At 35.6% G+C, this 23,488-nt stretch carries 20 protein-coding genes, 2 tRNA genes and 1 rRNA gene; 21 read left to right on the forward strand and 2 right to left on the reverse strand.

All coding sequences use genetic code 11. From position 1 onward, the window contains the following. The first annotated feature begins 723 nt into the window (after positions 1-723). Both LE179_RS02340 and LE179_RS02345 read left to right on the forward strand, forming a co-directional pair. A tRNA-Glu gene (locus LE179_RS02340) sits at positions 724-797 on the forward strand. Positions 798-1,476: 679 nt separating this feature from the next. Continuing rightward, a tRNA-Arg gene (locus LE179_RS02345) sits at positions 1,477-1,550 on the forward strand. On the opposite strand, the gene LE179_RS02350 is transcribed toward LE179_RS02345, so the two are convergent. After that, positions 1,524-1,742: a hypothetical protein gene (locus LE179_RS02350; protein WP_374128766.1), complete on the reverse strand. Its 219-nt coding sequence runs from the start codon at positions 1,740-1,742 to the stop codon at positions 1,524-1,526. The two genes, LE179_RS02345 and LE179_RS02350, sit on opposite strands and share 27 nt — an antisense overlap. 629 nt (positions 1,743-2,371) lie before the next feature. Here LE179_RS02350 and LE179_RS02355 point away from each other — a divergent pair. From LE179_RS02355 to LE179_RS02425, 15 genes are all read left to right on the forward strand, one after another. Next, a complete protein-coding gene (locus tag LE179_RS02355; protein ID WP_374128767.1) occupies positions 2,372-3,769 on the forward strand; it encodes a DNA methyltransferase in 1,398 nt (465 codons plus the stop codon). After that, entirely contained in the window at positions 3,766-4,608 is an 843-nt protein-coding gene (locus LE179_RS02360; RefSeq protein WP_374128768.1) for a DNA methyltransferase, read from the forward strand. The genes LE179_RS02355 and LE179_RS02360 overlap by 4 nt, the downstream gene beginning before the upstream one ends. 6 nt (positions 4,609-4,614) lie before the next feature. Continuing rightward, positions 4,615-6,132 carry a hypothetical protein gene (locus tag LE179_RS02365; protein WP_374128769.1) on the forward strand — a complete coding sequence of 506 codons (1,518 nt, stop codon included), beginning with the start codon at positions 4,615-4,617 and terminating at the stop codon, positions 6,130-6,132. A 324-nt stretch (positions 6,133-6,456) separates the two neighbouring features. Next, positions 6,457-6,657, forward strand: a complete 201-nt coding sequence (locus tag LE179_RS02370) for a hypothetical protein (protein WP_374128770.1) — start codon at positions 6,457-6,459, stop codon at positions 6,655-6,657. Positions 6,658-7,508: 851 nt separating this feature from the next. Next, entirely contained in the window at positions 7,509-7,739 is a 231-nt protein-coding gene (locus tag LE179_RS02375) for a NifU family protein (RefSeq protein ID WP_374128771.1), read from the forward strand. Between the two features lie 63 nt (positions 7,740-7,802). Continuing rightward, a complete protein-coding gene (thrB, locus tag LE179_RS02380; RefSeq protein ID WP_374128772.1) occupies positions 7,803-8,720 on the forward strand; it encodes a homoserine kinase in 918 nt (305 codons plus the stop codon). Between the two features lie 347 nt (positions 8,721-9,067). After that, positions 9,068-10,315, forward strand: coding sequence for an aspartate kinase (locus LE179_RS02385; RefSeq protein WP_374128773.1), 1,248 nt, complete (start codon positions 9,068-9,070; stop codon positions 10,313-10,315). Beyond that, on the forward strand, positions 10,312-10,491 hold the full coding sequence (locus tag LE179_RS02390) for a prepilin-type N-terminal cleavage/methylation domain-containing protein (protein WP_374128774.1): 180 nt from the start codon (positions 10,312-10,314) through the stop codon (positions 10,489-10,491). Before LE179_RS02385 ends, LE179_RS02390 begins: the two co-directional genes overlap by 4 nt. 185 nt (positions 10,492-10,676) lie before the next feature. Continuing rightward, positions 10,677-12,266, forward strand: a complete 1,590-nt coding sequence (gene cimA, locus LE179_RS02395; protein ID WP_374128775.1) for a citramalate synthase — start codon at positions 10,677-10,679, stop codon at positions 12,264-12,266. Positions 12,267-12,678: 412 nt separating this feature from the next. Further along, positions 12,679-13,071 carry a hypothetical protein gene (locus tag LE179_RS02400; protein WP_374128776.1) on the forward strand — a complete coding sequence of 131 codons (393 nt, stop codon included), beginning with the start codon at positions 12,679-12,681 and terminating at the stop codon, positions 13,069-13,071. A gap of 147 nt (positions 13,072-13,218) precedes the next feature. Next, a complete protein-coding gene (locus LE179_RS02405) occupies positions 13,219-13,380 on the forward strand; it encodes a hypothetical protein (protein WP_374128777.1) in 162 nt (53 codons plus the stop codon). A gap of 4 nt (positions 13,381-13,384) precedes the next feature. Further along, positions 13,385-14,308: a hypothetical protein gene (locus tag LE179_RS02410; RefSeq protein WP_374128778.1), complete on the forward strand. Its 924-nt coding sequence runs from the start codon at positions 13,385-13,387 to the stop codon at positions 14,306-14,308. 260 nt (positions 14,309-14,568) lie between these two features. Continuing rightward, on the forward strand, positions 14,569-14,976 hold the full coding sequence (locus LE179_RS02415) for a hypothetical protein (protein WP_374128779.1): 408 nt from the start codon (positions 14,569-14,571) through the stop codon (positions 14,974-14,976). A gap of 414 nt (positions 14,977-15,390) precedes the next feature. Continuing rightward, entirely contained in the window at positions 15,391-15,621 is a 231-nt protein-coding gene (locus tag LE179_RS02420; RefSeq protein ID WP_374128780.1) for a hypothetical protein, read from the forward strand. A 446-nt stretch (positions 15,622-16,067) separates the two neighbouring features. Further along, positions 16,068-16,742, forward strand: coding sequence for an HAD family hydrolase (locus LE179_RS02425; RefSeq protein WP_374128781.1), 675 nt, complete (start codon positions 16,068-16,070; stop codon positions 16,740-16,742). Positions 16,743-17,049: 307 nt separating this feature from the next. On the opposite strand, the gene LE179_RS02430 is transcribed toward LE179_RS02425, so the two are convergent. Continuing rightward, complete coding sequence (locus tag LE179_RS02430) at positions 17,050-17,256, reverse strand: hypothetical protein (RefSeq protein WP_374128782.1); 207 nt, start codon at positions 17,254-17,256, stop codon at positions 17,050-17,052. Between the two features lie 788 nt (positions 17,257-18,044). On the opposite strand from LE179_RS02430, the gene LE179_RS02435 reads away from it, so the two are divergent. The 4 genes from LE179_RS02435 to LE179_RS02450 all read left to right on the forward strand — a co-directional run. Continuing rightward, positions 18,045-18,809, forward strand: a complete 765-nt coding sequence (locus LE179_RS02435; RefSeq protein ID WP_374128783.1) for a ParA family protein — start codon at positions 18,045-18,047, stop codon at positions 18,807-18,809. 64 nt (positions 18,810-18,873) lie between these two features. Next, positions 18,874-19,734, forward strand: coding sequence for a ParB/RepB/Spo0J family partition protein (locus LE179_RS02440; RefSeq protein ID WP_374128784.1), 861 nt, complete (start codon positions 18,874-18,876; stop codon positions 19,732-19,734). A gap of 596 nt (positions 19,735-20,330) precedes the next feature. Continuing rightward, positions 20,331-21,617, forward strand: a complete 1,287-nt coding sequence (locus LE179_RS02445; RefSeq protein ID WP_374128785.1) for an ATP-dependent RecD-like DNA helicase — start codon at positions 20,331-20,333, stop codon at positions 21,615-21,617. 1,456 nt (positions 21,618-23,073) lie between these two features. Continuing rightward, positions 23,074-23,488, forward strand: a 16S ribosomal RNA gene (locus LE179_RS02450); the annotation flags it as partial.

The following is a 23,488-nucleotide window of genomic DNA, read 5'->3' on the forward strand; positions in this document are numbered from 1 at the left end:
GTGAAAATCATAAACAGACAGCGTAATTATACTATAAAAGTTTATAATTTCTTCGCGGCTTCATTTGTGAGTTTGATGGATGAAAATTTATGTGCTGGACGGCAACGCGCTTATATCTTGCTCGCGGTGTTCAACATGGCGACGCTGCGGTATATTATATAACAGACTATAACCAAACTTGACGTAATTCGCCCTTTAGAAGATATTCACACAGAATATTGTGGAAGTCTATTCAATCCCCAAGTTATATATACCGCATGATCAGAAAAACTTGTTACGACCATCTTAAAAAAACAGTTCCATTGTGCGATGGACTGCTTACAATACATATAACATTCAAACTGCCTCTTTAAATACGTCTCGCCAAAGGAATAACATTGTATTTATTGTATAAGTTTGAGCAACAGACAGGGAGACGTTTGTCGCATTTAAAAACTTGCTTTCGGTATGCTGTCAATAAAGACTGTATCTGTTATACATCGAATCGTGGGTAAAAGTAACATTTGAACCAATATCGCCAAGAGCATAAGACGTATTTAAAGTCGTAAATAGATTAGCGTTTGTTATTGACTGAAAAGCTTGTTGTGTAAATCTATCTTTCTGAAGTTCGGCTGAAAAATATTTTTGGAGAGTAGAATCGGGAAGTAAATAAGAATTTTTGTTTGTGAATTCTACGGCGGGGAAAGATTACGGATATTACGCGGAAATAAATAGATTTATACTGCTGCCATCGTCTAGCGGTTTAGGACATCGCCCTCTCAAGGCGGAGATCACGGGTTCAAATCCCGTTGGCAGCGTTTTAGTTTATGTTTTGAATGCGTATTTCCTCTGTATAATGCCAGCCAGACCCGTCAATAATATAGAAAAATGCTGAAAAGCAGACTGTTTTTTTGCCGTTATTCCGACAAAAGCGACTAGCATTGATTGCAGCCGGCGGCATGAAAAAAAGATGTTGTTTGTAAACAGTAAGTAATTTAAGTTTTGTCTGTCGTAGTTGAGAATTCAAACGTTCTGCCATAAGTTGTCGCGCGAAGTGCTGGATATTCCGCGGAAACGCAGCGCTCGCTCCGGCTTGTGCGTAAAAAAATACGCAAGAATAATCGCTTTATAAATCTTTTGCTTGCGTCTCCTTCAAATAAGGATTTCTAACAATAAAAATCCCAAAGTCTGACGGACTGAGTCTGTCTAAAAACATGCTAGCGGTAAACTCTTTGTCAGTCGCGGAGCGGCAGCGCTTATTATAATGCCGTATGTTTTGTTAATTAAATGCTTGCTTTTATGAGAATAGCAAGGCAGAAACTTGTCGGCAGAACGAGACAGATGAACTGTGTCTTTTCAGGTGTATAGAGATGGCGAAAGAGTCTTTCTCGCGTTTTTCACGCATCTGAAAACGCTTCTCAAATCATTCAAAAAAACACGCTGAAAATAAGTAAAGGCGTTGCTTAGACTCGAAATATTTCATAAAATCACTCAAGTGCGCCCATAGCTCAATTGGATAGAGCATTTGACTACGAATCAAAAGGCTAGAGGTTCAACTCCTCTTGGGCGCGCTCAACTATATTTAAGGCTTCTTTAGATACAAAAACCCTTGTAAAATAAGTGGTTCTAATGGGTTCAACAATTTTATCCTTAAAATAAAATCCTGAAGGCGTTGTTAAACTCGTTATTCTTTGCCTTAAGTTCAAGTCCACGTCAATCCAAAGTTTTGAAACACTACCCATAAAGAATTTTGAGATTCCCAATACTCTTCAAGTTTTGGAGTTGTTTCGTCTTTCACTTGCAGGTAAGCCTTTATTCTATTGATATAGAGTTATACGGTTGGCAGATATTCAAAACAATGAAATATCTTTTAAGGATTGTTTGTTTTATAATACGCCTGATTATAAGAAAAATAGGTATCTTTTACAAAATAACGATACTTTAATATCTTCTCGATATCTTCTCGTAGAACTATTTTTAAGATTGCTGTTTTTCAAAAAGAAGACATATATAAAACAATCCCTTCCTGCTTCATAACCTGTATAAGATTAAACCATGAATTAAATATGTCTGTTAATTATATTGCCGCCTATTTAAGGCTTAAAGAAAATAGTATAATACAAATCAAGAAGAGTATTAAATTAAAAAAACAAGCAATGAAAAACAAAAATTCAATTAAAACTTTCTGATATTTATAATATAGAAGTTCCAATGATTTCAGCCAAAGTCCAAAAAGATATAGATAAATTATCGTTAGACGCGAGAAATCTCTTGAAAAAAAATTTAGAGAAAACAAAAGAAATAGAAAATATTATGTCTGAATTTTAAAGTTATCCATAATTTAGAAAATAGCATAATTATAAAAATAATATTTCGATAATAGGAGTCTCCATTGTTACTCTCAAAAAATGTAGATGAAACTTCAAGACCAACATTGTATAGAGGGCTAAAATATTGGGGCAAGAAGCCTCATAATGTTTGGGGGGAGTTCATACGGCAATATACACGACAAAAGAATATTGTCTATGACCCTTTTGCAGGAAGTGGTTTGACGTTTCTTGAAGCAATAAAAACCTACAGGAAACCAATAGTCGCAGATATAAATCCATTAACATTATTTCTCATCAATGTCTATTCAAAAAATTTCAATTCAAATAATATTATATTGTATGTGCGGGAAATTTTAAAAAAAGCTAAGAATACAACGATATACAGAAAAAATTTTATAGGTAAATGTTCTAATTGCGGAGAGTTAACCGATATATACAATTACAGAGTAGAAAACAATATTCGTTATGCACGTTCCTATAAATGTTCTCACTGTAAGAAAACAATCACTGACAATATTAAAACAGTTCCATATAACACAACTCTTAATTTGTGGAAGCCAAATTTTAATCTAAAACAATTATTCTCTATTGCACCAGCCTTTATTAACAAAATTGGCGGAGATAATATCTCTAATCTCTGGACAGAAAGAAATGTAGAATTACTATCTCTTATATTCAACGAGATAAATAGCAATTATAACTCTGAAAGAGACGCGTTAATGTTTGCTTTTTTGAAAACAGTGCATTTAACAACTAAGATGTGTGCTTTGAGAAGCGAGGAAACAAACCGACCATTATCTACAAGCTGGGGAAGACCAGCATTTTTAGACTTAAAATCATATATGGAGCAAAATCCAGTTCTTCAATTTGAAAAATCTATATTTGGTAATGCTGGCATAATAAAATGTCTGAAGTCAAGGTCGTCTTATTTGCCAAATTACACTTATTCCACTGATGTTAGGGCTATAAATGATGTTGACGGAATTGTAATGTTAAAAGATAGTAAAAAAATCAACAATGGATTTGTTGCTGATTTTATACTTACTGATCCACCATATGGTTCTATAATACAATATGGAGAACTTTCTCAAGTATGGAATGTTTGGCTTGAAAAATTTTCAAATATATATAAGGTTTCTTTGAATGATGAAATTGTTGTTAATAGACAGAAAAAATATGAAAAATATATAGCGGATATGAAAAAAGTATTTACCAATTGCCACAGATTGTTAGCTCAAGATGGCACTATAGTTCTAACATTTAACAGTAATACTGTTGCTGATTGGCAGGCTTTGAATTCAGCAATAATAAATTCTGGTTTTTCTGTTAATAATTCACAGTATCAAAAAAATAAAAGAAGTAGTGAAGCTAATGTCCTTAATAAAGAGGGAATAGGTATATCGGATTTTTATTTTTCCATTAAACATTCAAATAGTATTTACAAAGGATTATCTATATGACGGATATTGTAGGGAGGTATGATGATAGAAACAAATTAAATGATTTGACTGGTAAAGAGTGGCTCAAATCAACAAAGAGTTTTTTCTTGTCAAAAAAATGTATTGATGATAAACCAGCTTTTAATCATCCCGCACCATTTTTAATCAAAGATATTGAAAGAATGATATCTTTATTTACAAAAGAAAGAATGACAGTTTTAGATCCTTTTATGGGTTCTGGAACTACTACTTTGGCTTCTTATAATTTAAATAGAAAGTCCATAGGCATAGACTTGAGTAAGGAATATAAACAACTCGCTTTGAAAAGATTCAAACAAAAAGGAATTATAGGAAGCAAAGATTTTAAATATATCGTTGGGGATTCTTTGAAAGAAATTCCGAAATTAAATGCTGTTGATTATATTATTACTTCTCCACCATATCATAATATTTTGAAAAATAATTCAAATGGATTAAGAAAAGATTCTTCAGTGAAAGGTTATCGCAGTGGCTCAAGGATAGGAGTTAAGTATTACTCTGATAAACAAAATGATTTGGGTAATCAAAAAAGTTATAATGATTTTTTATTGCTATTTCAGAAAATTATGGAGCAAGCATTTAATAAACTAAGGAGCAATAAATATTGTTCTATAGTAATTAGCAATTTTACTGTTGATAAAAAAGAGATTTGTGTTCAGGCAGATGTAATTAAATTATTATGTGATATAGGGTTTGAATTTGTAGGCACTATTATATTACTACAGGATAATAAACCTTTATATCCTTTTGGATATCCTTATTCGTTCAAAATAAATCATATGCACCAAAATATCATAAATTTCAAAAAAACGGAGAAATAAAATTCTATGTCTGGTAAAATAAGAAATTACTTCAAAGATTATACTGATTCAAAGGAAAACTTTGAGAATTTTCATAACCAAATAATTAATATGCCGAGACCAACATTTTCGGAAATAGGACTTTCTGTTTTGAAAGTATTGGCGAGTTATTTATTACTTATAGAAGATGTTGTTACTTCGGAAGGGAATAATTATAAAGAAATAATGGGTTTAATTCATAATAAAATATTAGCAGGAGTATATCCTGAAAATAGAGATAAGAAATTTGAGGAGAATTATTTTATATTTAGAGATTTGGATATAAAATATAAAGACTCAGATAAAAGCGGAAGAATGTTCCGTCATTATATGGAGTTGTGTGCTTTTTGGGGGCTAATCAAATCCATATCTCGGCAGAAAAAAACTATAAATTTTGATAGATGTAAAGATTTCGTGTCTTTAAGTTTCGAACAAATATCAACTTTTGTGAAGAATTTAAGTTTTGGCATTAACATTAATAATAACGATTTGATTAATAATTTAAAAGGTATTAAATTAACTGCCAATGCAAATTATCATCCGACATATGCAATTTTAAAATATATCAATGACATAAAAAGACCTGTTACGAATTTTGAAATTTCAATTCTTTTGGGGAGAATTGATACTTTACAAGATGAAGCAATTATCTTAAAGAGAGCATTGGATATTGGAAATCAGCTTCCAACAGGAGACAACAATAGTCAGATACAATACTTTTTCTCCGAAATGGGATGGAAAGAATCAGACGGCTCATTATTCTCTTATACAAGCTCTCAAGAACCGCAGTTTAAATTTCAGACATATATTTTGTTCTTAGAAGATTTTGGATTTTTAGAAAAAGATAATATAACAGAAAAATATACTTTAACCCAAGAAGCCATAGATTTACTTGGAGAATTGCCAGCAAATGTTCTTGACCTTAATAAGATTATCAATCAATTAGATTTACGTTCGGGTAATAAGTCTGATATTGCAATGAAAGATGTTCTAATAAAATATAACTTAGATACTCTTAAACAATTATTTAATAAAAAAGATTTTATTAAAAATATAAATTTTTATTCGTTGAAACACCCAACATATAGTAGTGATGGCTCTAAGCGCCGCAATAATTTAATTGCTGAATTGGCTCGTATTAGAGAGAATTATCAATGTCAGGCAGGGACTATAACATTTGAGCGTCCAGATGGTAAAAACTATGTTGAGGTTCATCATATAATTGAGTTTGCAAAAGGCGGAGCAGATGTCTTAGAAAATTTGTTAGCACTTGCACCAACACCTCATATGCAATTACATAGGGGATCTCAGAAAGCAATTGAAGATATGTATATAAATCTTACTACCAGAGGTGCTATAAAATACGACTTGTTTAAAGTAATGGTTAAAGAATATAATTGTCTTGCAAAAGAACATTTAGACTTATTGTTGGATAGAAAGTTGATATCAACTACACAAAGAACTGAATTGATAAACATATTGAGAGCATTTAAATCTAAGCAATGAAAATCCCCACACAGTCAATATATATGATATATGAAAATACTTGAACTTTAGGCAATCTCAAATACGGTGGTTCTTGTGAGATTGTGTTGATGATGTAATAATCATAGTTCTCAACAGCTTTGTCTAAGGTTTTTTGAGTCTCCGAAATTTCTGTAATATTGGCATTTATACATTCTCTTGCCAAATCGATTTGTATAGTAGAATAAGCCTTGTCTTTGGAAAAAGCAAGAATACGGTTCTAATGTAGCTGTTTCCAATATTTTGTAATTGTTAAGCAATTTCCTCAGCAACTTCCCTGTCTTCGTCAGAAATATAGCCCTCTATATGAATGACAGGCTTTTGAAAAGTATGTCAACTTCCGAGATACCGCTTCCGCCGTTAATAAAAAAACAAGAAGGCATAAATATTTTGCGAAAGTATAGGCAGAAATTGATATTAGCGGAAGGCGAATTGAGAAACCGCATAGAAACTTCTTTATATTTTTTTAAAGAAACGCATAGTATGCCTGTGAGTAATTCCTGCTAAGACAGTCGTTCTATCCCGTCAATTTCAAAATGAGGCAGGATTTTATAGGACAAATTGATGCTTCAATAGAACGGGCAGCTTATATTTCATCAGAATATTTTTTTGTACTTGAATGCGTAAAGAGTTAAAAGGGCTGTTTGAAAAATAGTCGGGGACGAACGACTTATTAAACGCGGTTGTCGAGTGCGCTCAGTTTGGAACTGTACGTCTTTTTGACAGCGAGAACGACGGAACGGGAAAATATCGGTAGCGTTATTTCTAATATTTACGCAGCCCAATGTTTTATATGAGCTGATATTTGGAAGATAGCAGGACGCAGTATAGAAAATTTCTCAAAATGGTAAGCGACAGGAGCATATATAGTTCTTTTTAACAATCGTAAGAAAATATAAAAGAAAAAAACAACCATTAAAATAAAAATGAAGAATTGTGTAAATAAGAAAATAAGGAATTCAAAAAGAGCTGCAAAATCGCAGATGTTGCAGAGATGTTCTTGATATTTTTTTAAAAGGCAGGCAATAAATTTGGCTGTTTTTACAAGAGAAAACAAAATGAAATGTGAGAAATACAACGAGAAATATTCTTTAAAAAACTGAAAAGTAAAAGAGCGGTTAAAAGAAAGAGAATAAGTAAAGGTAATCGTTTTCTATATATTTGTTTGCAGCTGTTATAAATTTACTTAAACTAAAAAAAAATAATATCGGTCTTTGTTGTGCGGTGGATACGCGCCTTATATTATGTTATAATAATTGCGTAAAAAGAGCGTGATTGTGTTTAAAAAATTATATTTATTTCAATTATTTTGGTTTTTGAAATTTTTTGAAAGTAAAGGTTATGACGGGAGATAGATGATGAGTTTAAAAGAGAGAGTTGAAAAGGCTTTGGAGTCTGTAAGACCTCATTTGCGCGCGGACGGCGGAAATGTTGAATTGATAGACGTAAGCGAGAACGACGGCGTCGTGAAAGTGAAGCTTACGGGATCCTGCGGCGGCTGTCCTATGGCTGCTATGACTTTGCAGTACGGCGTTACGAATGCAATTAAACAAGCGGTTCCTGAAATAAAAGAAGTTCAATCGGTATAAAATTGATTTGTTTAATACCGCGCGCGACATTCATGTTGCGGTTTGTTAATAACAGGTAAGAAAATGAAAATAAAGATACGCGTGCCGTCGACGACGGCGAATCTAGGTCCCGGATTTGATGTTTTTGGAACGGCTTTGTCGCTGTACAATGAGTTTGAAACTGAATATGTTCCGGACTCAAAAGAAACAAGTTTTATATTAGAAGGCGAAGGAAAAGATTCGCTTCCTAAAGGCGAGAAAAATCTCGTTTGGCAATCGATGCAAGAAACTTTTAAGTTTTTGGGAGAAAGTAAATATAATTTAAGAAATTTGAATATAAAGATTAATGCCGGCGTTCCTTTAAGCAGGGGGCTTGGTTCAAGCGCTTCAGCTATAGTCGGGGGCATTGCTCTTGCGAATGCTTTGTGCGAAGATAAGCTGGATAAATCTCAGATTGCAGACCTTGGCGTTAAAATCGAGGGACATCCGGATAATATTGTTCCTGCAGTATTTGGAGGTTTGTGCATATGCAGTAAAGACGAGACTGGAGATCGCAACGCTATCGTGCATCTGCCCATTCCAAAACTTAAAGCCGTTTTATGCGTTCCTGCTTTTGAGCTGAAAACAGAACGCGCAAGACGGATTTTACCTGAAAGCTTAGACTTAAAGGACGTAGTTTTTAACATTTCAAGAGTTGCGATGCTTACGGCTGCTTTCTGCAGCGGAGATTATTTGCTTCTCAAACAAGGTATGCGGGATAAAATTCATCAACCCTATAGAGAGAAAATGATTCCTGCTATGAATGAGGTTTTTGAAGCGGCGGTATCTGCCGGAGCTTACGGCGCGTTTCTTTCAGGTTCTGGACCTACGCTTGCCGCTTTTTGCGCTGAAAAGGTTGCGATAGACGTTCAAAAAGCGATGGTAGAAAGATGGGAAAAAGAGAATATTTCGGCAAAAGCGCATATATTGGATTTTGACACTAAAGGGATTTTTAAAATTTAAATATAGCTTTAATTAAGAAATTCTTTAAGTTTGTCGTTGCGGCGGCAGCCGTTGTCGGGAATTTGCAGTCAGATAGAACGTGTATCCTATCTGCGGCTTTGAGATGTTTTCGGATTCGGCGTTTTATCTTATTTTAAACAGCCGAGATCTTTAACTGCTTTGTTATTGTTGCGGAGAGAGATCGAAACCTTGCGCCTATCTATGTTAATTACCGTCTGTCTGCGTATTTGAGAAAAAGAGCATTGTCGGGGGAAAGAAAACAAACGGCGATGTTAGTTCTGGCTTAAAGTCCTGAAATAATGCGTCTTGCGTTGTATTGAAACAGTTATAAATTAGGAGAAAATAATATGGCTCTTGTGGTAATGAAGTTCGGCGGTTCGTCTGTAGCGGATTCCGATAAGATAAAACATGTTGCCAGCAGAATAGTTGCGAAGAAGAAAGCTGGCAATAAAGTTGTCGCGGTGGTTTCGGCGCCCGGCGATATGACCGACGACCTGCTTACAATGGCTAATAAAATTACGTCTGATCCTCCCGTAAGGGAAATGGATATGCTGCTTGCAACTGGCGAAATGGTTTCAATTTCGCTTCTTGCTATGGCAATCGACGCTGTGGGCGCAAAAGTGATTTCTATGACCGGACCTCAAGCGGGGATTACGGCGGATGCGGATCATACGCGTGCAAGAATTAAGAAAATAAATCAGAAAAAAGTTAAAGACCAGCTTGATAAAAATAACATTGTCATAGTTGCCGGTTTTCAGGCTTTAAATCCCAACGGCGATATAACTACGTTAGGCAGAGGCGGATCGGATTTAACCGCTGTCGCTTTAGCGGCGGCGTTAGAGGCTGATTCATGCGAGATATATTCTGATGTCGAGGGAGTATATGCGGCTGATCCCAGAGTTATAAAAGATGCGAAGAAAATTGATTATGTGTCTTACGATGAAATGCTTGAAATGGCAGGATCCGGCGCTCAAGTGCTGCAGTCGCGAAGCGTTGAAGTCGCAAAAAAGTTTGGCGTTGAAATACATTCAAGAAGCACTTTCAGCGAAAATCAGGGAACTATAATAACAAGCGAAGAAAAAATCAGGAGGAAGAAGATGGAAGCGTTGCTTGTTTCGGGAATAGCTTTTGATAGAAATCAGGTGAAATTTACAATAATAGATTTGCCGGATCTTCCGGGCGTTGCCGCAAAAATTTTTGGCGGGCTTGCAAAAATCGGCGTCAACGTAGATATGATTGTCCAGTCTGCAGCTGTCGATAAAAAAAATGATATTTCTTTTACCATAAGCAGGCAGGATATGAAAAAAACTCAAATGGAGCTTGATAAAACAGTTTCTGAATTTGACGGAGCGAGCGTTATTTGCGACGAACATATTGCAAAAATTTCAATTATTGGCATAGGTATGAAAAGCAATCCGGGCGTGGCGGCGCAAATGTTTGAAATACTTTCCAAAAAAGGCATAAATATTGAAATGATTTCCACAAGCGAAATTAAAATATCGTGTATTATTGACGAAGTTGATGTGATAAAAGCGGTTGATGAACTGCACAAAGATTTTGGTTTGTCTAAAAAAAAGCAGGAGAATTTAATGTGATCTCGAAAAAAGGGTTCACATTAGTAGAATTTATAGTGGTGATTGTTATAGTGACCATATTGAGCATCATAGCCGTTCCCGTTTACAGAAGTTATATAGAAAAAACAAAAACTGCGCAAAATATCTCCGCCGTTGAAGAATCGGCGTCAGAAAAAATTCCTCTAGGCAAACAATAACGGCGGAGGATATTCAAACTGCATAGACAGCGTATTGCAGCGGTAAGAGCAAAACATCATAATAATCAAATCTGCAATGACAGAACTGTGTTTTTCATCGTTTTGAACAAACTCAGTTTAATTTGTTAGAATCTTTATTGGCGTATCTTTGCAGTTATAACGCAAATTTAGATTTAGGAGTGAGAGTGAAACGAATATCAATATTTGATACAACTTTAAGGGACGGTTCACAAGGAGCGGGCATAGCTTTTACCGTCGAAGATAAAATAAAAATAGCAAAAGCTTTGGACTCTTTTGGAGTTTCGTATATTGAAGGCGGCTGGCCTGGTTCTAACCCAAAAGACGAACTGTTTTTCTCTAAAATGAAGAAACTTGGCAGCTTAGGTTTCAAAAATGCAAAACTTGTAGCTTTTAGTTCCACGCGGCGCAAGGGAATCGAAGTTTCAGAAGATGAGAATTTATGCGCGATAATTAAGTCGGGAGTTAAAACGGTGTGTATATTTGGCAAATCGTGGGATTTGCACGTCAAATATGCGCTTAAAACTACGGACGAAGAAAATCTAAAAATGATTTCTGAAAGCGTTGCTTTCCTAAAATCTAAAAAACTCGAAGTGATATTTGACGCGGAACATTATTTTGACGGTTATAAAAGTAATAAAGAGTATGCTGTTAAAGTGGTGCAGGCTGCCATTGCCGGCGGCGCGGATACCATTTGCCTTTGCGAGACTAACGGAGGAATGCTTCCGTCCGATATACAAAAGATTGTCAGGGAAACAATAAGTCTTTTTCCAAAAATTGGATTTGGAATACACGCCCATAATGATTCCGGATGCGCCGTTGCAAATTCCATAGCTGCCGTTGAGGAAGGCTGCATAATGGTTCAGGGTACGATGAACGGAATCGGCGAGCGGTGCGGAAATGCAAATTTGTGTTCAATAATACCTGCTCTTGAGTTGAAAAGAGGCTACGAATGCATATCTTCCAAAAAAAATATAAAAAAACTTTCGGAGCTTTCAAGGTATGTCAATGAAATAGCGAATCTCATACCAGACGATACAAGACCGTATGTCGGAAACAACGCTTTTGCGCATAAAGCGGGAATTCATGTTTCCGCAATAGAAAGGAATCCCGAAACTTACGAACATATAAATCCTGTCCTTGTCGGGAACGCGAGAAGAATTTTGATAAGCGATTTATCAGGTAAAAGCAATGTCATATCTAAAGCCAGCGAAATGTCGCTGAGCATTGAGGATACCGCTGCTGAAAGCGCCTCTGAAAAAGTTAAAAAAGTTATAGATATAGTTAAAGATAAGGAAAATAACGGATACCAATATGAAGATGCCGAGGCTTCTTTCTTTTTAATTGCAAAAAAAGCTTTAGGATCTTTTAAACCGTTCTTTTCTTTAATGCAGTACAGAGTTATCATTGAAAAAGATACGGACGGAAGCATAGTTTCCGAAGCGACGGTTAAACTTAATGTGAAAGGCAAAGAAGAGCATAGCGTTGCGGAAGGAAAAGGACCGATTGATGCTTTGAATAATTGTTTGTTTAAGGCGCTGATAAAATATTATCCGGATATAAAAAGCGTATTTTTGATGGATTTTAAAGTGAGAGTTATAAACAGCGCCGCAAACACGGCTGCAAAAGTAAGAGTTCTAATTGAATTTTCCGATTCCTCAAAAAGCTGGGGAACAATCGGCGTCAGCGAAAATATTATAGATGCGTGCTGGCAGGCTCTTTCCGATTCAGTCGAATATAAACTGTTAAAAAAATAAAAATATGCCGGCGCAGCGTGCTTTTGAATTTTCCTATAATTGGGTAAATACAAAACAAGAAATAATTTCAGCCTTTCCCGACTTTTTACTAATCCGTCAAAGCTGAAACCTCTGAAAACTTGGTTGAGGAAGAAATTTAAAATGCATTTGAATTATTATGATTCAGGTAGAATAAAGTTGCGAGCGCAAGGTTTCCCTATATAAATTAATTCCCTAAATAAGAGAATAGAATGATTGAAAACGTTGAGAGCGTTACAGAAGACATTTTAAAGGAAACAACGCAATATTTACATTTCCGCACAGCCGTTAATAAGGCGGTTATGAGATAAGTTTGACGAGCCTCCGAGAGAGCTGTTTGATATGTGCGAAGACATAATAAGTTCAGTTTACAGGATTGAGGACAACTAAAAAAATGAAAAAAATTATATGTATATGTATATGTATATGTTTGTCGTTTGGCTGCGGTAAGCTGCCTAATCATGGAAGCCCTGTGAATACTGTCGCTGATAGCGGGGAAGGTATTCCAATCCTCGAGTCTTCAAAATCTCCCGCACCTGAACCGACATTTACGCCAAATCCAACACCTGAGCCGAAAGGAACTAATCCCAGCTTGTCCGCTAATGTTGAGTCTTCCTCTTGGTTTTCTTGTGTTTCTTGGTATTCTCCTACGATTAATACGGGTTTTTGGGGTATAGATTATATTTTGTATTTTTTTTATTATGATTTTATTGTTCTTGTTTCACTTTACTTGTTTGTTAACTGTGTATATCCTTTCATGTACTTATTTGAGCCTGCGCATACATAAGTCTTATCGGCGAAAGAGTGTATGGCGCATGCCACGATAAGGCGAAAATCTACGAGACTGAAGATAGAACATTTATAAACGATAACGCATATAAGCAGACTGATTTTCAAACGAGTGTTCAAAGAGTAAATAGAATGGCAGGAAACGTTGAAAGCGTTACAGAACATTTTAAAGGAAACACGCAATATTTACATTTCTGTACAGTCGTTAATAAAGCGGTTATTAGATAAGTTTGGCGAGCCTCCGAGAGAGTTAATTGAGCTGTGTGAAGATATAAAAAGTTCAGTTTACAGAATTGAGGGCAACTAAGAAAATGAAAAAAATTATATGTATATGTATATGTATATGTTTGTTGTCTGACTGCGGCAAGCTGCCTAATCATGTAAGCACTGTGAATACTGTCGTTGAGAATGATGAAGGAAGAGAAGACGTTCTAACGCCGACGCAGACATCAAAGACTGCTCTTGAACCTTCAAAATCTCCCGCTCCAACATCTTCGCCGAGAGAAACTGCACCAGTCTTGCCTGATAGCGCTGCGTCTTCTTCTTGGTTTTCTTGGTATGGATATGTTCCTACGATTAACCTAGATAATCCAGTTGCATATTGGGCTTTTAATGCTGTCGTTTATGCTGTTATTCTTGCTGGTATTGTTTATGTATCTAGAAAGTATTATAACAGAAAAAATTGTAATATAAAGGATTGCAGTTTCTTTAAGCCGCCCGTCTATGGCGAAGATGGCTATGACGAAGAAGGCTATGACAGAGATGGTTATGGCAGAGATGGCTTTCACAGAACAGCAAACTGTGACAGAGAAGGCTATCATAAGGACACAGGCTATCATAAGGACACAGGCTATAACAGAGAAGGCTTTGACATGCATGATATTGACAAAGAAGGCTATGACAAAAAAGGCTATCATAAGGACACAGGCTATAACAGAGAAGGCTTTAACAGAAAAGGCCATTGTATTGATGTCGATGGCACAGACTATGACAAAGAAGGCTATCATAAGATCACAGGCTATAACGCAGAAGGCTATGACAGAGAAGGCTATGGCAAAGATGGCTATCATAAGGACACAGGCTATAACAGAGAAGGCTATGACAGAGAATTATATGGCAGAGATGGCTTTCACCTACATACGCGACGTGACAGAGAAGACTTTAACAAATATGGCGTTAATAGTAAAGGCTATAATAAATCTGGCAAGTTTGTAGGTGTTAGTTGTAAAAAGTAAGTGTTTAAAGAGAAAATAAATGCCCGAAAACGTTGAGAGCGCTGCTGAAGACATTCTAAAAGAAACTCGCAGTATCTCTACATCTCTGCGCAGTCGTTAATAAGGCGGTTATGCGGTAAGTTTGGCGAGCCTCCGAGAGAGTTAATTGAGCTGTGTGAAGATATAAAAAGTTCAGTTTACAGAATTGAGGACAACTAAGAAAATGAAAAAAAGTATATGTATATATGTTTGTCGTCTGACTGCGGCAAGCTGCCTAATCAATGCTCAGCGTGTCGCCGTTGCCAAGTGCATTACCTGTGCCAGAAATAAAGGCAGAAACACAACCTATAATTGTTAACGTGACGGTTAAAGCTGGCGATGGATTTTTTCTTGGGACTCTGAAAAATCTAATAACTATAGCGGTTGCAGTGGTAGCTATAAAATGCTTGATACTCACTCCGCACATCGTGAAATACATAACTAATTTGCTGGATAACTTTACTATTACTGTGCAACATATTGGTGCGCAAGCAAATCAAGCAAATCAAGCAAATCAAACAAATCAAGGGACACCGACCGTACTAGATAATATATATGCGGTGTTGAATATTATAAAGGTTCCCCTGCTACAGTTAGGCAGTGCGATGGGCATAATTCAATCCTCCATTCACGAAACAAGTAGGGAATGAAGGATAATTTAGATTTCTAAGACCATTTAAGGGGGTGCCTTTCAAAATCATTTGAACTAAGCATATGAATAGTAGTATGTAGTTAAATAAACCAATCAAGATATAAAGCATGACGCTGATATTATAAAGTCTAAGGCAATGATGTTTCCGCTGGCGAATGAAAATGATGAAGATAAAGATAAAAAGGATTTTAGATTTTGGTATTGTAGGATAATAGAATGGCAGGAAACGTTGAGAGCGTTGCGGAATACATTTTAAAGGAAACACGCAGTATCTACATTTCCGCACAGTCGCTAATAAAGCGGTTATTGCGGTAAGTTTGGCGAGCCTCCGAGAGAGTTAATTGAGCTGTGTGAAGATATAAAAAGTTCAGTTTACAGAATTGAGGACAACTAAGAAAATGAAAAAAAGTATATGTATATATGTTTGTCGTCTGACTGCGGCAAGCTGGGTATTTACGCTATTGCTGTTGTTGTTATTAACGGCGGTTATAAGTTTTATAGATTTGTAAACCCTAAATTTATTCCTATAAATAAATTAGATACTGTTAATCTTTCTGCGACTGAAATTGTCTTCAAAGGTTATAAACCTTGTTTTACGTCTTCTTTTAATAATGGTTATTTTGATTGTTTTTCAAGTTATTAGATTGACGAGATACCTGTTTGGAATATTGGCGTTCCTATGGGTTCCCATTGTTCGCTTCTTTATAAATCTAATTCGTCAAAGCTGAAACTTCTTCATTTGTTTAGCTGTCTTATATGTAGAGCTTGCAGGTAACTGCAGGCTCGTTTTTGTTGGTTGTATTTGCTTTAAAGGTAATAAATATCTGGCGGCGAGGAATGCTTTGCGGTTATAAATACTCTGGTTAGAGAGCTTGCAGATACGCTGGGCTATCAGAAATTTGGCGGGATAAATTATTACAGGTCGCTGCGCATTATCGCAGAACAATTTGAAAAAAAGATTTAATTATATTTGCATACGTATAAAAGATATTTATCCAATAAGTCTATGCCGTTAAAAATTCACGCTCGCACAGAGCCGGTTAAAAAAAAACGATGGCGGAAGAATATCGTAACAATAGCGGGAAATAAATGAATAAAAAATTAAAGAAATTCAAAACAAAAATTTTTAAAGCAGCGTTGTTTGATATGGACGGCATAATAGTAGATTCAATGCCGTACCATTTTATTTCATGGTTTGAGGTTTTAAAACAGTATGGCGTGCGGATAAGTCCTATGATTATTTTTGAGATGGAAGGTGCGAAATGGGATAAAGTGATAAAACTTGCGTTTAAACAGTCTGGTAAACCGCTATTCCGTCAGGTAACACAAAAAATCCGCAAAGAAAGAGAACAAATTTTTAATCGGTATTTTAAAAGATATATTTTTACAGGCGCGCCGGAATTTATAGAATCATTAAAAAATAATGGCGTTTTGGTGGGGCTTGTCACAGGTTCTTCTCTAAAAGAAGCGCAAAAAATGCTGCCGAAAGATGTGTACGACTTGTTTGATACCATTGTTGCTGGAGATAAAGTGAAAAGAGGGAAGCCGTACCCCGATCCTTATTTAATTGCTGCGAAAAATTTAAAAGTTTTACCTGAAGAGTGCGTAGTTATAGAAAATGCTCCGTACGGCATAAAATCGGCAAAGGCTGCAAAAATGTATTGCTGCGCCGTAGCTACAAGTTTGCCGGAAGCTTTGCTGTCAAAAGCTGATATAGTATTTGATACTCATAGAAGTTTATATAAGTGTTTTGAAAGTAATTAAACTTCTATATATTTTTTCTTTTGAAAAATTTGTCTTGTCGTAGAATGCATTTTTGAATGTTTTTTTGACGGAATTAAAGAAGAGAGGCTTTTTATGGAGCGCAGCGCTCCAATTATCATTCTTAATCGAAGTACTTGGTTTAATAGAAGTTCGTCCTTATAAATATTGTTTGGCATATGGATTTAAGCGAAGTTCTAAGTGGTTTTTGCGCATTAAAAAGGATGCTTAAACGCGTGGGCGCAGTCTTTTTTTTGAGTTATTTGCCTCTGCTGTCCGACAGAACGCTTGCTCCCAATCACATTGGCTCTTATGGTTCTTTTAGACGCACTTTTTTTGGAGATTTGGCTTGGATTTTTTTGCGTAGCGAAAATATTAATAAAGAATCAATTTGGGAATATTGCGCTTCCTTGGTGAAAATTTGCATTTTTTTCATCAAAATTGTTTTCATATATTGCATATCTTTTAAATGCAAAATTGCTGATTTTACGTTTTGTCGTTCATTCTTTTCCATCAAATTTAAAATATTGCGATTTGGCTTATACAAGATGATAATCTAAAAAGAGCGCAGTGCCAATAAAAACTGAACTGAAAATCCAGCGTTCTGTTGCCTTTTTCCAAATAAAAGATAATCTAGAATTTATTTTATCTAAAACTTTTCCTATGAGAGAAGTTTTAGTATTAGCAGGGAAGTGTCGTTGCTATCTTTGTTTATTATTCTTTTTAAGCTTTTACAACCGGCATAATGTAACGGTATATTGTTTTTCATTTTGAGTTTTCTTTAATTTTAAAGTATATTGATAAGTTTTTGAAGACGAATCCTCTTCCAGCGATGATGTTCAAAAAAAAGTTTCTCTTGAAAAAAGGGGAAAGACAAAGATATTACTCTTATGAACTATCGCAAACTTTAATATCCATTCCCTCTTTGATGAAAGAGAAAAGGAGTATTGTTACAAGCTGAGACGGAAAGTCTTGACGAAATAAGCTGTATCGTAAATGCTATTATAATGATATTGGAGAATAAACAAAATCGTCCAAGCTCGGCAGAGTAAAAATCTTATCTTGGCAGCGCCTATGATATTAACTCCGGGCTGGAAAATATGTTCTATTTCTGAATTCATGTCGTTATGGCAGCATTTACGCATATTTGATATAATAGCTAGTTTAGAAGATTTTATAATCTAATCTTAGTGGTTGAAATTTAGTCTATCGCGCCAAAACAATTACTTCATGTTTCACGTGAAACATAAAAATCTATCAGACAAATCCCCATAATACAACAGCAGCATATAAATGGAGTTTTAAATGAGCAAGGTAATCGCAATCGCTAATCAAAAAGGCGGAGTAGGAAAAACTACTACTGCAATCAATTTTGCGGCAAGTTTAGCGCATTTGGGGCAAAAATGTCTGTTAATTGATATGGATCCGCAAAGCAACGCTACAAGCGGATTTGGAATTAACAAAAGTAATCTTGAAAAAAACATATATAATGTTTTAATAGACGAGATTTCTTTGGAGGATATATTGCAGAGTGCCGTTATAGCCGGACTTGATATTGCACCTGCGACTACCGATTTAAGCGGAGCGGAGATAAATTTGGTTAATATGGCCGACAGAGAAAAAAAGTTGAAATCTGCGTTGGAAAAACTGCAAAAAGCATATAAATACATTGTTATAGATTGCCCTCCGTCTCTCGGTTTGCTTACGATAAATGCTCTGGTTGCGGCAGACGCCGTTTTAATTCCTATGCAATGCGAATTTTTTGCGCTGGAAGGATTAGGACAGCTTTCAGAGACGATTTTCGCGTTAATGCAAAGCTATAACTTAGATTTGGAAGGCGTTTTGTTTACAATGTTTGATTCAAGAACTAATCTTGCGGATCAGGTTATAGAAGAAGTAAAAAAGTTCTTTAAAGAAAAAGTCTATGAAACGAAAATACCGAGAACAATAAAACTTGCTGAATCTCCGAGTTTTGGAAAGCCTGTTCTACTGTATGATCCGTCGGGCAAAGGTGCTCAAGCGTATATGTGTTTTGCTGAGGAATTTCTTTCAAAACAGAGCGGAGAATAAAGTTTTAAAGTCAGTGCGGGTTATGAAATTGAAAACAGACTTATATATCAAGGAGAAATAAAGTATGCAGAAAAAAGCGTTGGGCAGAGGTTTGGAATCATTGATGCCGTCATTGTCGATGAATAAACCATCAGCAGATGAGACAATAATAACAATACCTTTAGATAAAATTAAGCCTAGCAGATTTCAGCCTAGAAATAAGTTTGATGAGACGAAGCTTCAAGAACTTGCGGATTCAATAAAAAAATATGGACTTGTACAGCCTATTTTGGTTGCCGCGTCGGCAGTTTCTGGCGAATATGAGATTATTGCAGGCGAAAGAAGATACAGAGCGTCTAAGCTTGCAGGCGACAAAAATATAAAAGCTATAGTAAAGCGGTCTGCGGATGACAAACAGAAATTTGATATGACATTGATTGAAAATCTTCAAAGAGAAGATTTAGATCCTATAGAAGAGGCAAAAGCTTTTAAAAAGCTTATTGAGGAGTTTGGGCATACGCATGAGCAGATATCAGAAATTGTCGGTAAAGATAGATCTGTAATATCAAATTCATTGAGACTTTTATCCCTGGCGGAGGATATACAATTATTGATAGCTGAAGGTAAAATTTCATCAGGCCACGGCAGGATGCTTGCCGGAATGGAAGATAAAAGCAAAATGAGAGCTGTTGCAGATAGAATATTGAATGAGGATCTCTCAGTGAGAGCGGTAGAAAAAATTGTTGCCGGGTTTAAACCTGAGAAGAAGTCTGTCAAACAAAAAGAGCAAGAAATAGAATTTGCATCTTTGAAAGAAGAAATCCAGAGAAAACTTGGTACAAAAGTAAATATTTCAGGGACAAACAAAAAAGGCAAAATAGAAATTTATTATTATTCTTTGGAAGACTTGGAGAGAATTGCGAAAGAACTTAAATTTAACTGTTGATAAATCTTATTTATTTTTTGTTTGAGAATCTAGATATAGAAGTATATCAAAAAATAATTTGCAAAAACATATTGAAAAATCAATATGAAATTTAAAATGTATAATACTGTGTTAGACGGCTAATCGTTGCAAAACCGCTGGTGTATAAGTTGTTGATAACTGTCCGTCAAAATTAAGCGGCGGCGGACTGTCAAACAAATCTTTATGTCTCTTTTAATTATTAGAGATATCGGTAAAGCACGCTTAAAAAGCTGTTTTACCGATTTTAGACGCGTATTTTAGAGGTAAGAGATAAAATATTTGCGGGTTGGTTTGATTAGGTTGTATTTATAGAATCTCTAAATCTTAAAAATATTTTTGAAAATACGTTAATGTCCCTGTCTGTCATTTTGAAAGGCGGAGTAACTTTGCCGTTGAATGCTGGAAATCCATGTCAAACGGATAACTAAATGAATTTTATAGCGGAATTGCTTTGTCCTTTCAATATTGATATGGCAAACAAGAATAGGCGCAAAGTTCTGCGTAAATAACGTTTATCATTTCCGCTTTGGCAAAAAAGACGCAGATTTAGAAAAGGACATTTCAATTGAGGATTTATGGAAGACAAAATGGAAGACAAAATTGAAATAAACGATGAATTTAAATGCGCTTATGATTTAATAAACAGCGGCAGCGAATGCGTTTTTATTACCGGAAAAGCTGGCGTCGGAAAAACCACGTTTTTACATTATTATGTAAAGCGTGCAAATAAAAGAACTATAGTTCTTGCTCCGACCGGCGTGTCGGCTCTCAATTGCGGCGGTGAAACAGTGCATTCGTTTTTTAATTTTAAACCCGACGTAACGCTTTCAAAAATAAAAGGGAAAAAACTTTCGGAAAAATCTATATATAAAAAAGTTAAAACAATTATTATCGACGAAGCGTCAATGCTGCGCTGCGATATTTTAGATTGCGTAGATAAATTTTTAAGACTAAACAGAGGAAACCAGCAGGAACCGTTTGGCGGCGTGCAAATGGTTTTTATAGGAGATTTAAGACAATTGCCGCCTGTGGTAAAAAGAGAAGAGTATCAAATATTTAATTCTATTTACAAATCTCCTTATTTTTTAAGCGCAAAGTCTTTAGGTAAATGCATGCTTCGCACTGTGGAGCTTAAGAAAATATACAGACAACGGGACGGTAACTTTGTTAAATTATTAAATAATGTACGCGATGGAACGGCAGGCGCCTGCGAAATTTCTGAACTCAACAAAAGAGTATCGTCCCAAAATTCTGATAAACCGATGGCTGTATATCTTACAACTACAAACAAAAGAGCAGCGTTTATAAACCGCAAATATCTTTTAAAAATAAAATGTGAACCAGTGCGTTTTATGGCGAAAACCAAAGATATAGAAGAAAATTTAAAAGTTATGCCCGCCGAACTCGAACTTATAATAAAAAAAGGCGCGCAGGTGATGATGTTAAATAATGACGCGAAAAACAGATGGGTTAACGGCAGCATAGGCGTAGTTGAGGATATAAAAGGCAGCGTAGATCCCGATAAAGCGTTAATACAGGTAAAATTCCCAAATGAAAAAGTTGAAAATGTTGAGCGGTATAAGTGGGAATTGTTTAAATACAGATGGGACGAAAAGAAAGGGCAGATAGAAACAGAAAGCGCAGGGGTTTTTGAACAGTACCCTTTAAGACTTTCGTGGGCGATTACCATACATAAAAGTCAGGGAAAAACTTTTGACAATATTATTATTGATATGGAATACGGCTCGTTTGCTCCCGGACAATTATATGTAGCGTTGAGCCGATGCACGTCTTTTGGCGGAATAACGCTTTCAAGACCGCTTACCCAAAGAGATATTCTTACTCCTACAGTGCAGTATTGAGTAAGTTTAGAGCGGATGTAAATTGTTTAACGTCATGTTGTTTCAATTTTACAAAGATGCTTTTACAGGGCTATTGCCGCCGTTCTGCACTGTGTAGAGTTTCGCATTTTGCTGATTGTCCAATGCATAATGTTTTCTAAGGACTTAGGCATCAATAGAAAAATAGAACAAGAAAAAGAATTCCTCACCAAAAAATTAAACAGATATCCTTGAATTCCTCGTATTATTATTTGACGGCTTAAACGCTTGCGGCGGCGGCAGAGAAGATATCTGTATTGTAATGTGTTTTAGTCCGTTGTGGCTTAAAAAATGGAAACATAAAAATATTACAAAAATAATATTTTCCATTAAAGAATTGACAGCTCTGAATTAAATTCAGCGTGGCGTCGCTGAAGGCTTAATAAGTGTTCCTTAACCTTTCAAAATGATCGCATTCTCAACGGTAACTTCATTTTTCTCTTCATTCAAAGGAAATGGAGGAGAAGTGGAAGAATAAAATAAAGTCAGATTAGTTTCTCGTCCTCTTCTTTCTTGTAAGAGAAAAAAATTGCGGTGTGTCAAAAAGATATAAAATTCTTACTGTTTGTTGATAATGTTTTTTCATGTATTTTTTGTAATCAATGAAAGAAGCGGTTTTCTGTTTCAGACGGAATAAGATATAAAGTAATAGCCCAAACAGCAAACGCAATAACCGTTTATTTCTTTATTTAATTTCTGTCAATGATTGGAGTAAAAACAATAAAGACTTTTGCTCTTAAAAGAGGCAGCTTTCTGCTTTAGGCAGAATAACGCTTTATTGTTTATCTGAGTGTAGATCTTGACAAAAAAATATAAATGTAATATACTGACTAGCTAGCTGCAATGCATATGAAAATAAAGACGGGTCGCAGGTAATTTTTGCATGTTTTGGTATATAAAAATTATACTGCCTTTTTTAGATATATTAAACGAGCGCTTGACAAGAAAATTTAAATATTGTTAAATGTTATAAATTAATAATACAGTAATACAGTTCGTACAATTGATAGCGGAAGACTTGACAGGTTAAAAAAAATTTGTTTTAATTATTTTTATCCAGTATCCAGCTCGCAAAAATAAAAATTCTTTTTTATATCAAATAAAGAAAAGATAATTAATTCTAAACAAGTGCTTAGAATTTTTAGAATAATTCAAAAAGTGTGAGATTCCGAAAGGGTCTGTCTCCGACTGATTTAATGGCGATGGAGTCTTTACTGAAGCCCAAAAGCAGATAGTAAAGATGAGAGGTATTTTTTTTCTCTCAAAAGTTCTTTGAAAACTGAAAAAACACGCAGATAAGCGCCTCGTAAAAGAGGCAATCATGTAATTCAAGAGTCTTTTGTAAAAGTCAGTTCAAATGGGAAATCGAAAGATTCTCGTTTAAAAGACAATATCAATAATTTAGAGCTTATAGACAAATCTCTTATAAATATAAATATTTATGGAGAGTTTGATCCTGGCTCAGAGTGAACGCTGGCGGCGTGCCTAACACATGCAAGTCGCGCGGGACTCTGCAGAGTATCGCAGAGTTTAGCGGCAAACGGGTGAGTAACACGTAGGAAACCTCCCTCAGAATGGGGAATATCTCCGGGAAATCGGAGTTAATACCGCATAAGACCACAGCTTGGCATCAAGCAGAGGTCAAAGCAGCAATGCGTTTTGAGATGGTCCTGCGTCCTATCAGCTTGTTGGTGAGGTAACAGCTTACCAAGGCTATGACGGGTATCCGGCCTGAAAGGGTGAACGGACACACTGGAACTGAGACACGGTCCAGACTCCTACGGGAGGCAGCAGTGGGGAATTTTGGACAATGGGGGAAACCCTGATCCAGCGACGCCGCGTGGAGGATGAAG

The organism is Candidatus Endomicrobiellum agilis, assembly GCF_020328115.1.
GTDB lineage: Bacteria > Elusimicrobiota > Endomicrobiia > Endomicrobiales > Endomicrobiaceae > Endomicrobiellum > Endomicrobiellum agilis.

Bases quoted from the DNA above. Each gene is read 5' to 3' on its own strand.
- LE179_RS02415 (WP_374128779.1), top strand. From the start codon at position 14,569: ATGCTCAGCGTGTCGCCGTTGCCAAGTGCATTACCTGTGCCAGAAATA.
- LE179_RS02440 (WP_374128784.1), top strand. From the start codon at position 18,874: ATGCAGAAAAAAGCGTTGGGCAGAGGTTTGGAATCATTGATGCCGTCA.
- LE179_RS02360 (WP_374128768.1), top strand. From the start codon at position 3,766: ATGACGGATATTGTAGGGAGGTATGATGATAGAAACAAATTAAATGAT.
- LE179_RS02370 (WP_374128770.1), top strand. From the start codon at position 6,457: ATGAATGACAGGCTTTTGAAAAGTATGTCAACTTCCGAGATACCGCTT.
- LE179_RS02375 (WP_374128771.1), top strand. From the start codon at position 7,509: ATGAGTTTAAAAGAGAGAGTTGAAAAGGCTTTGGAGTCTGTAAGACCT.
- LE179_RS02425 (WP_374128781.1), top strand. From the start codon at position 16,068: ATGAATAAAAAATTAAAGAAATTCAAAACAAAAATTTTTAAAGCAGCG.
- thrB (WP_374128772.1), top strand. From the start codon at position 7,803: ATGAAAATAAAGATACGCGTGCCGTCGACGACGGCGAATCTAGGTCCC.
- LE179_RS02400 (WP_374128776.1), top strand. From the start codon at position 12,679: ATGAAAAAAATTATATGTATATGTATATGTATATGTTTGTCGTTTGGC.
- LE179_RS02420 (WP_374128780.1), top strand. From the start codon at position 15,391: ATGTATATATGTTTGTCGTCTGACTGCGGCAAGCTGGGTATTTACGCT.
- LE179_RS02445 (WP_374128785.1), top strand. From the start codon at position 20,331: ATGGAAGACAAAATGGAAGACAAAATTGAAATAAACGATGAATTTAAA.
- LE179_RS02410 (WP_374128778.1), top strand. From the start codon at position 13,385: ATGAAAAAAATTATATGTATATGTATATGTATATGTTTGTTGTCTGAC.
- LE179_RS02365 (WP_374128769.1), top strand. From the start codon at position 4,615: ATGTCTGGTAAAATAAGAAATTACTTCAAAGATTATACTGATTCAAAG.
- LE179_RS02435 (WP_374128783.1), top strand. From the start codon at position 18,045: ATGAGCAAGGTAATCGCAATCGCTAATCAAAAAGGCGGAGTAGGAAAA.
- LE179_RS02385 (WP_374128773.1), top strand. From the start codon at position 9,068: ATGGCTCTTGTGGTAATGAAGTTCGGCGGTTCGTCTGTAGCGGATTCC.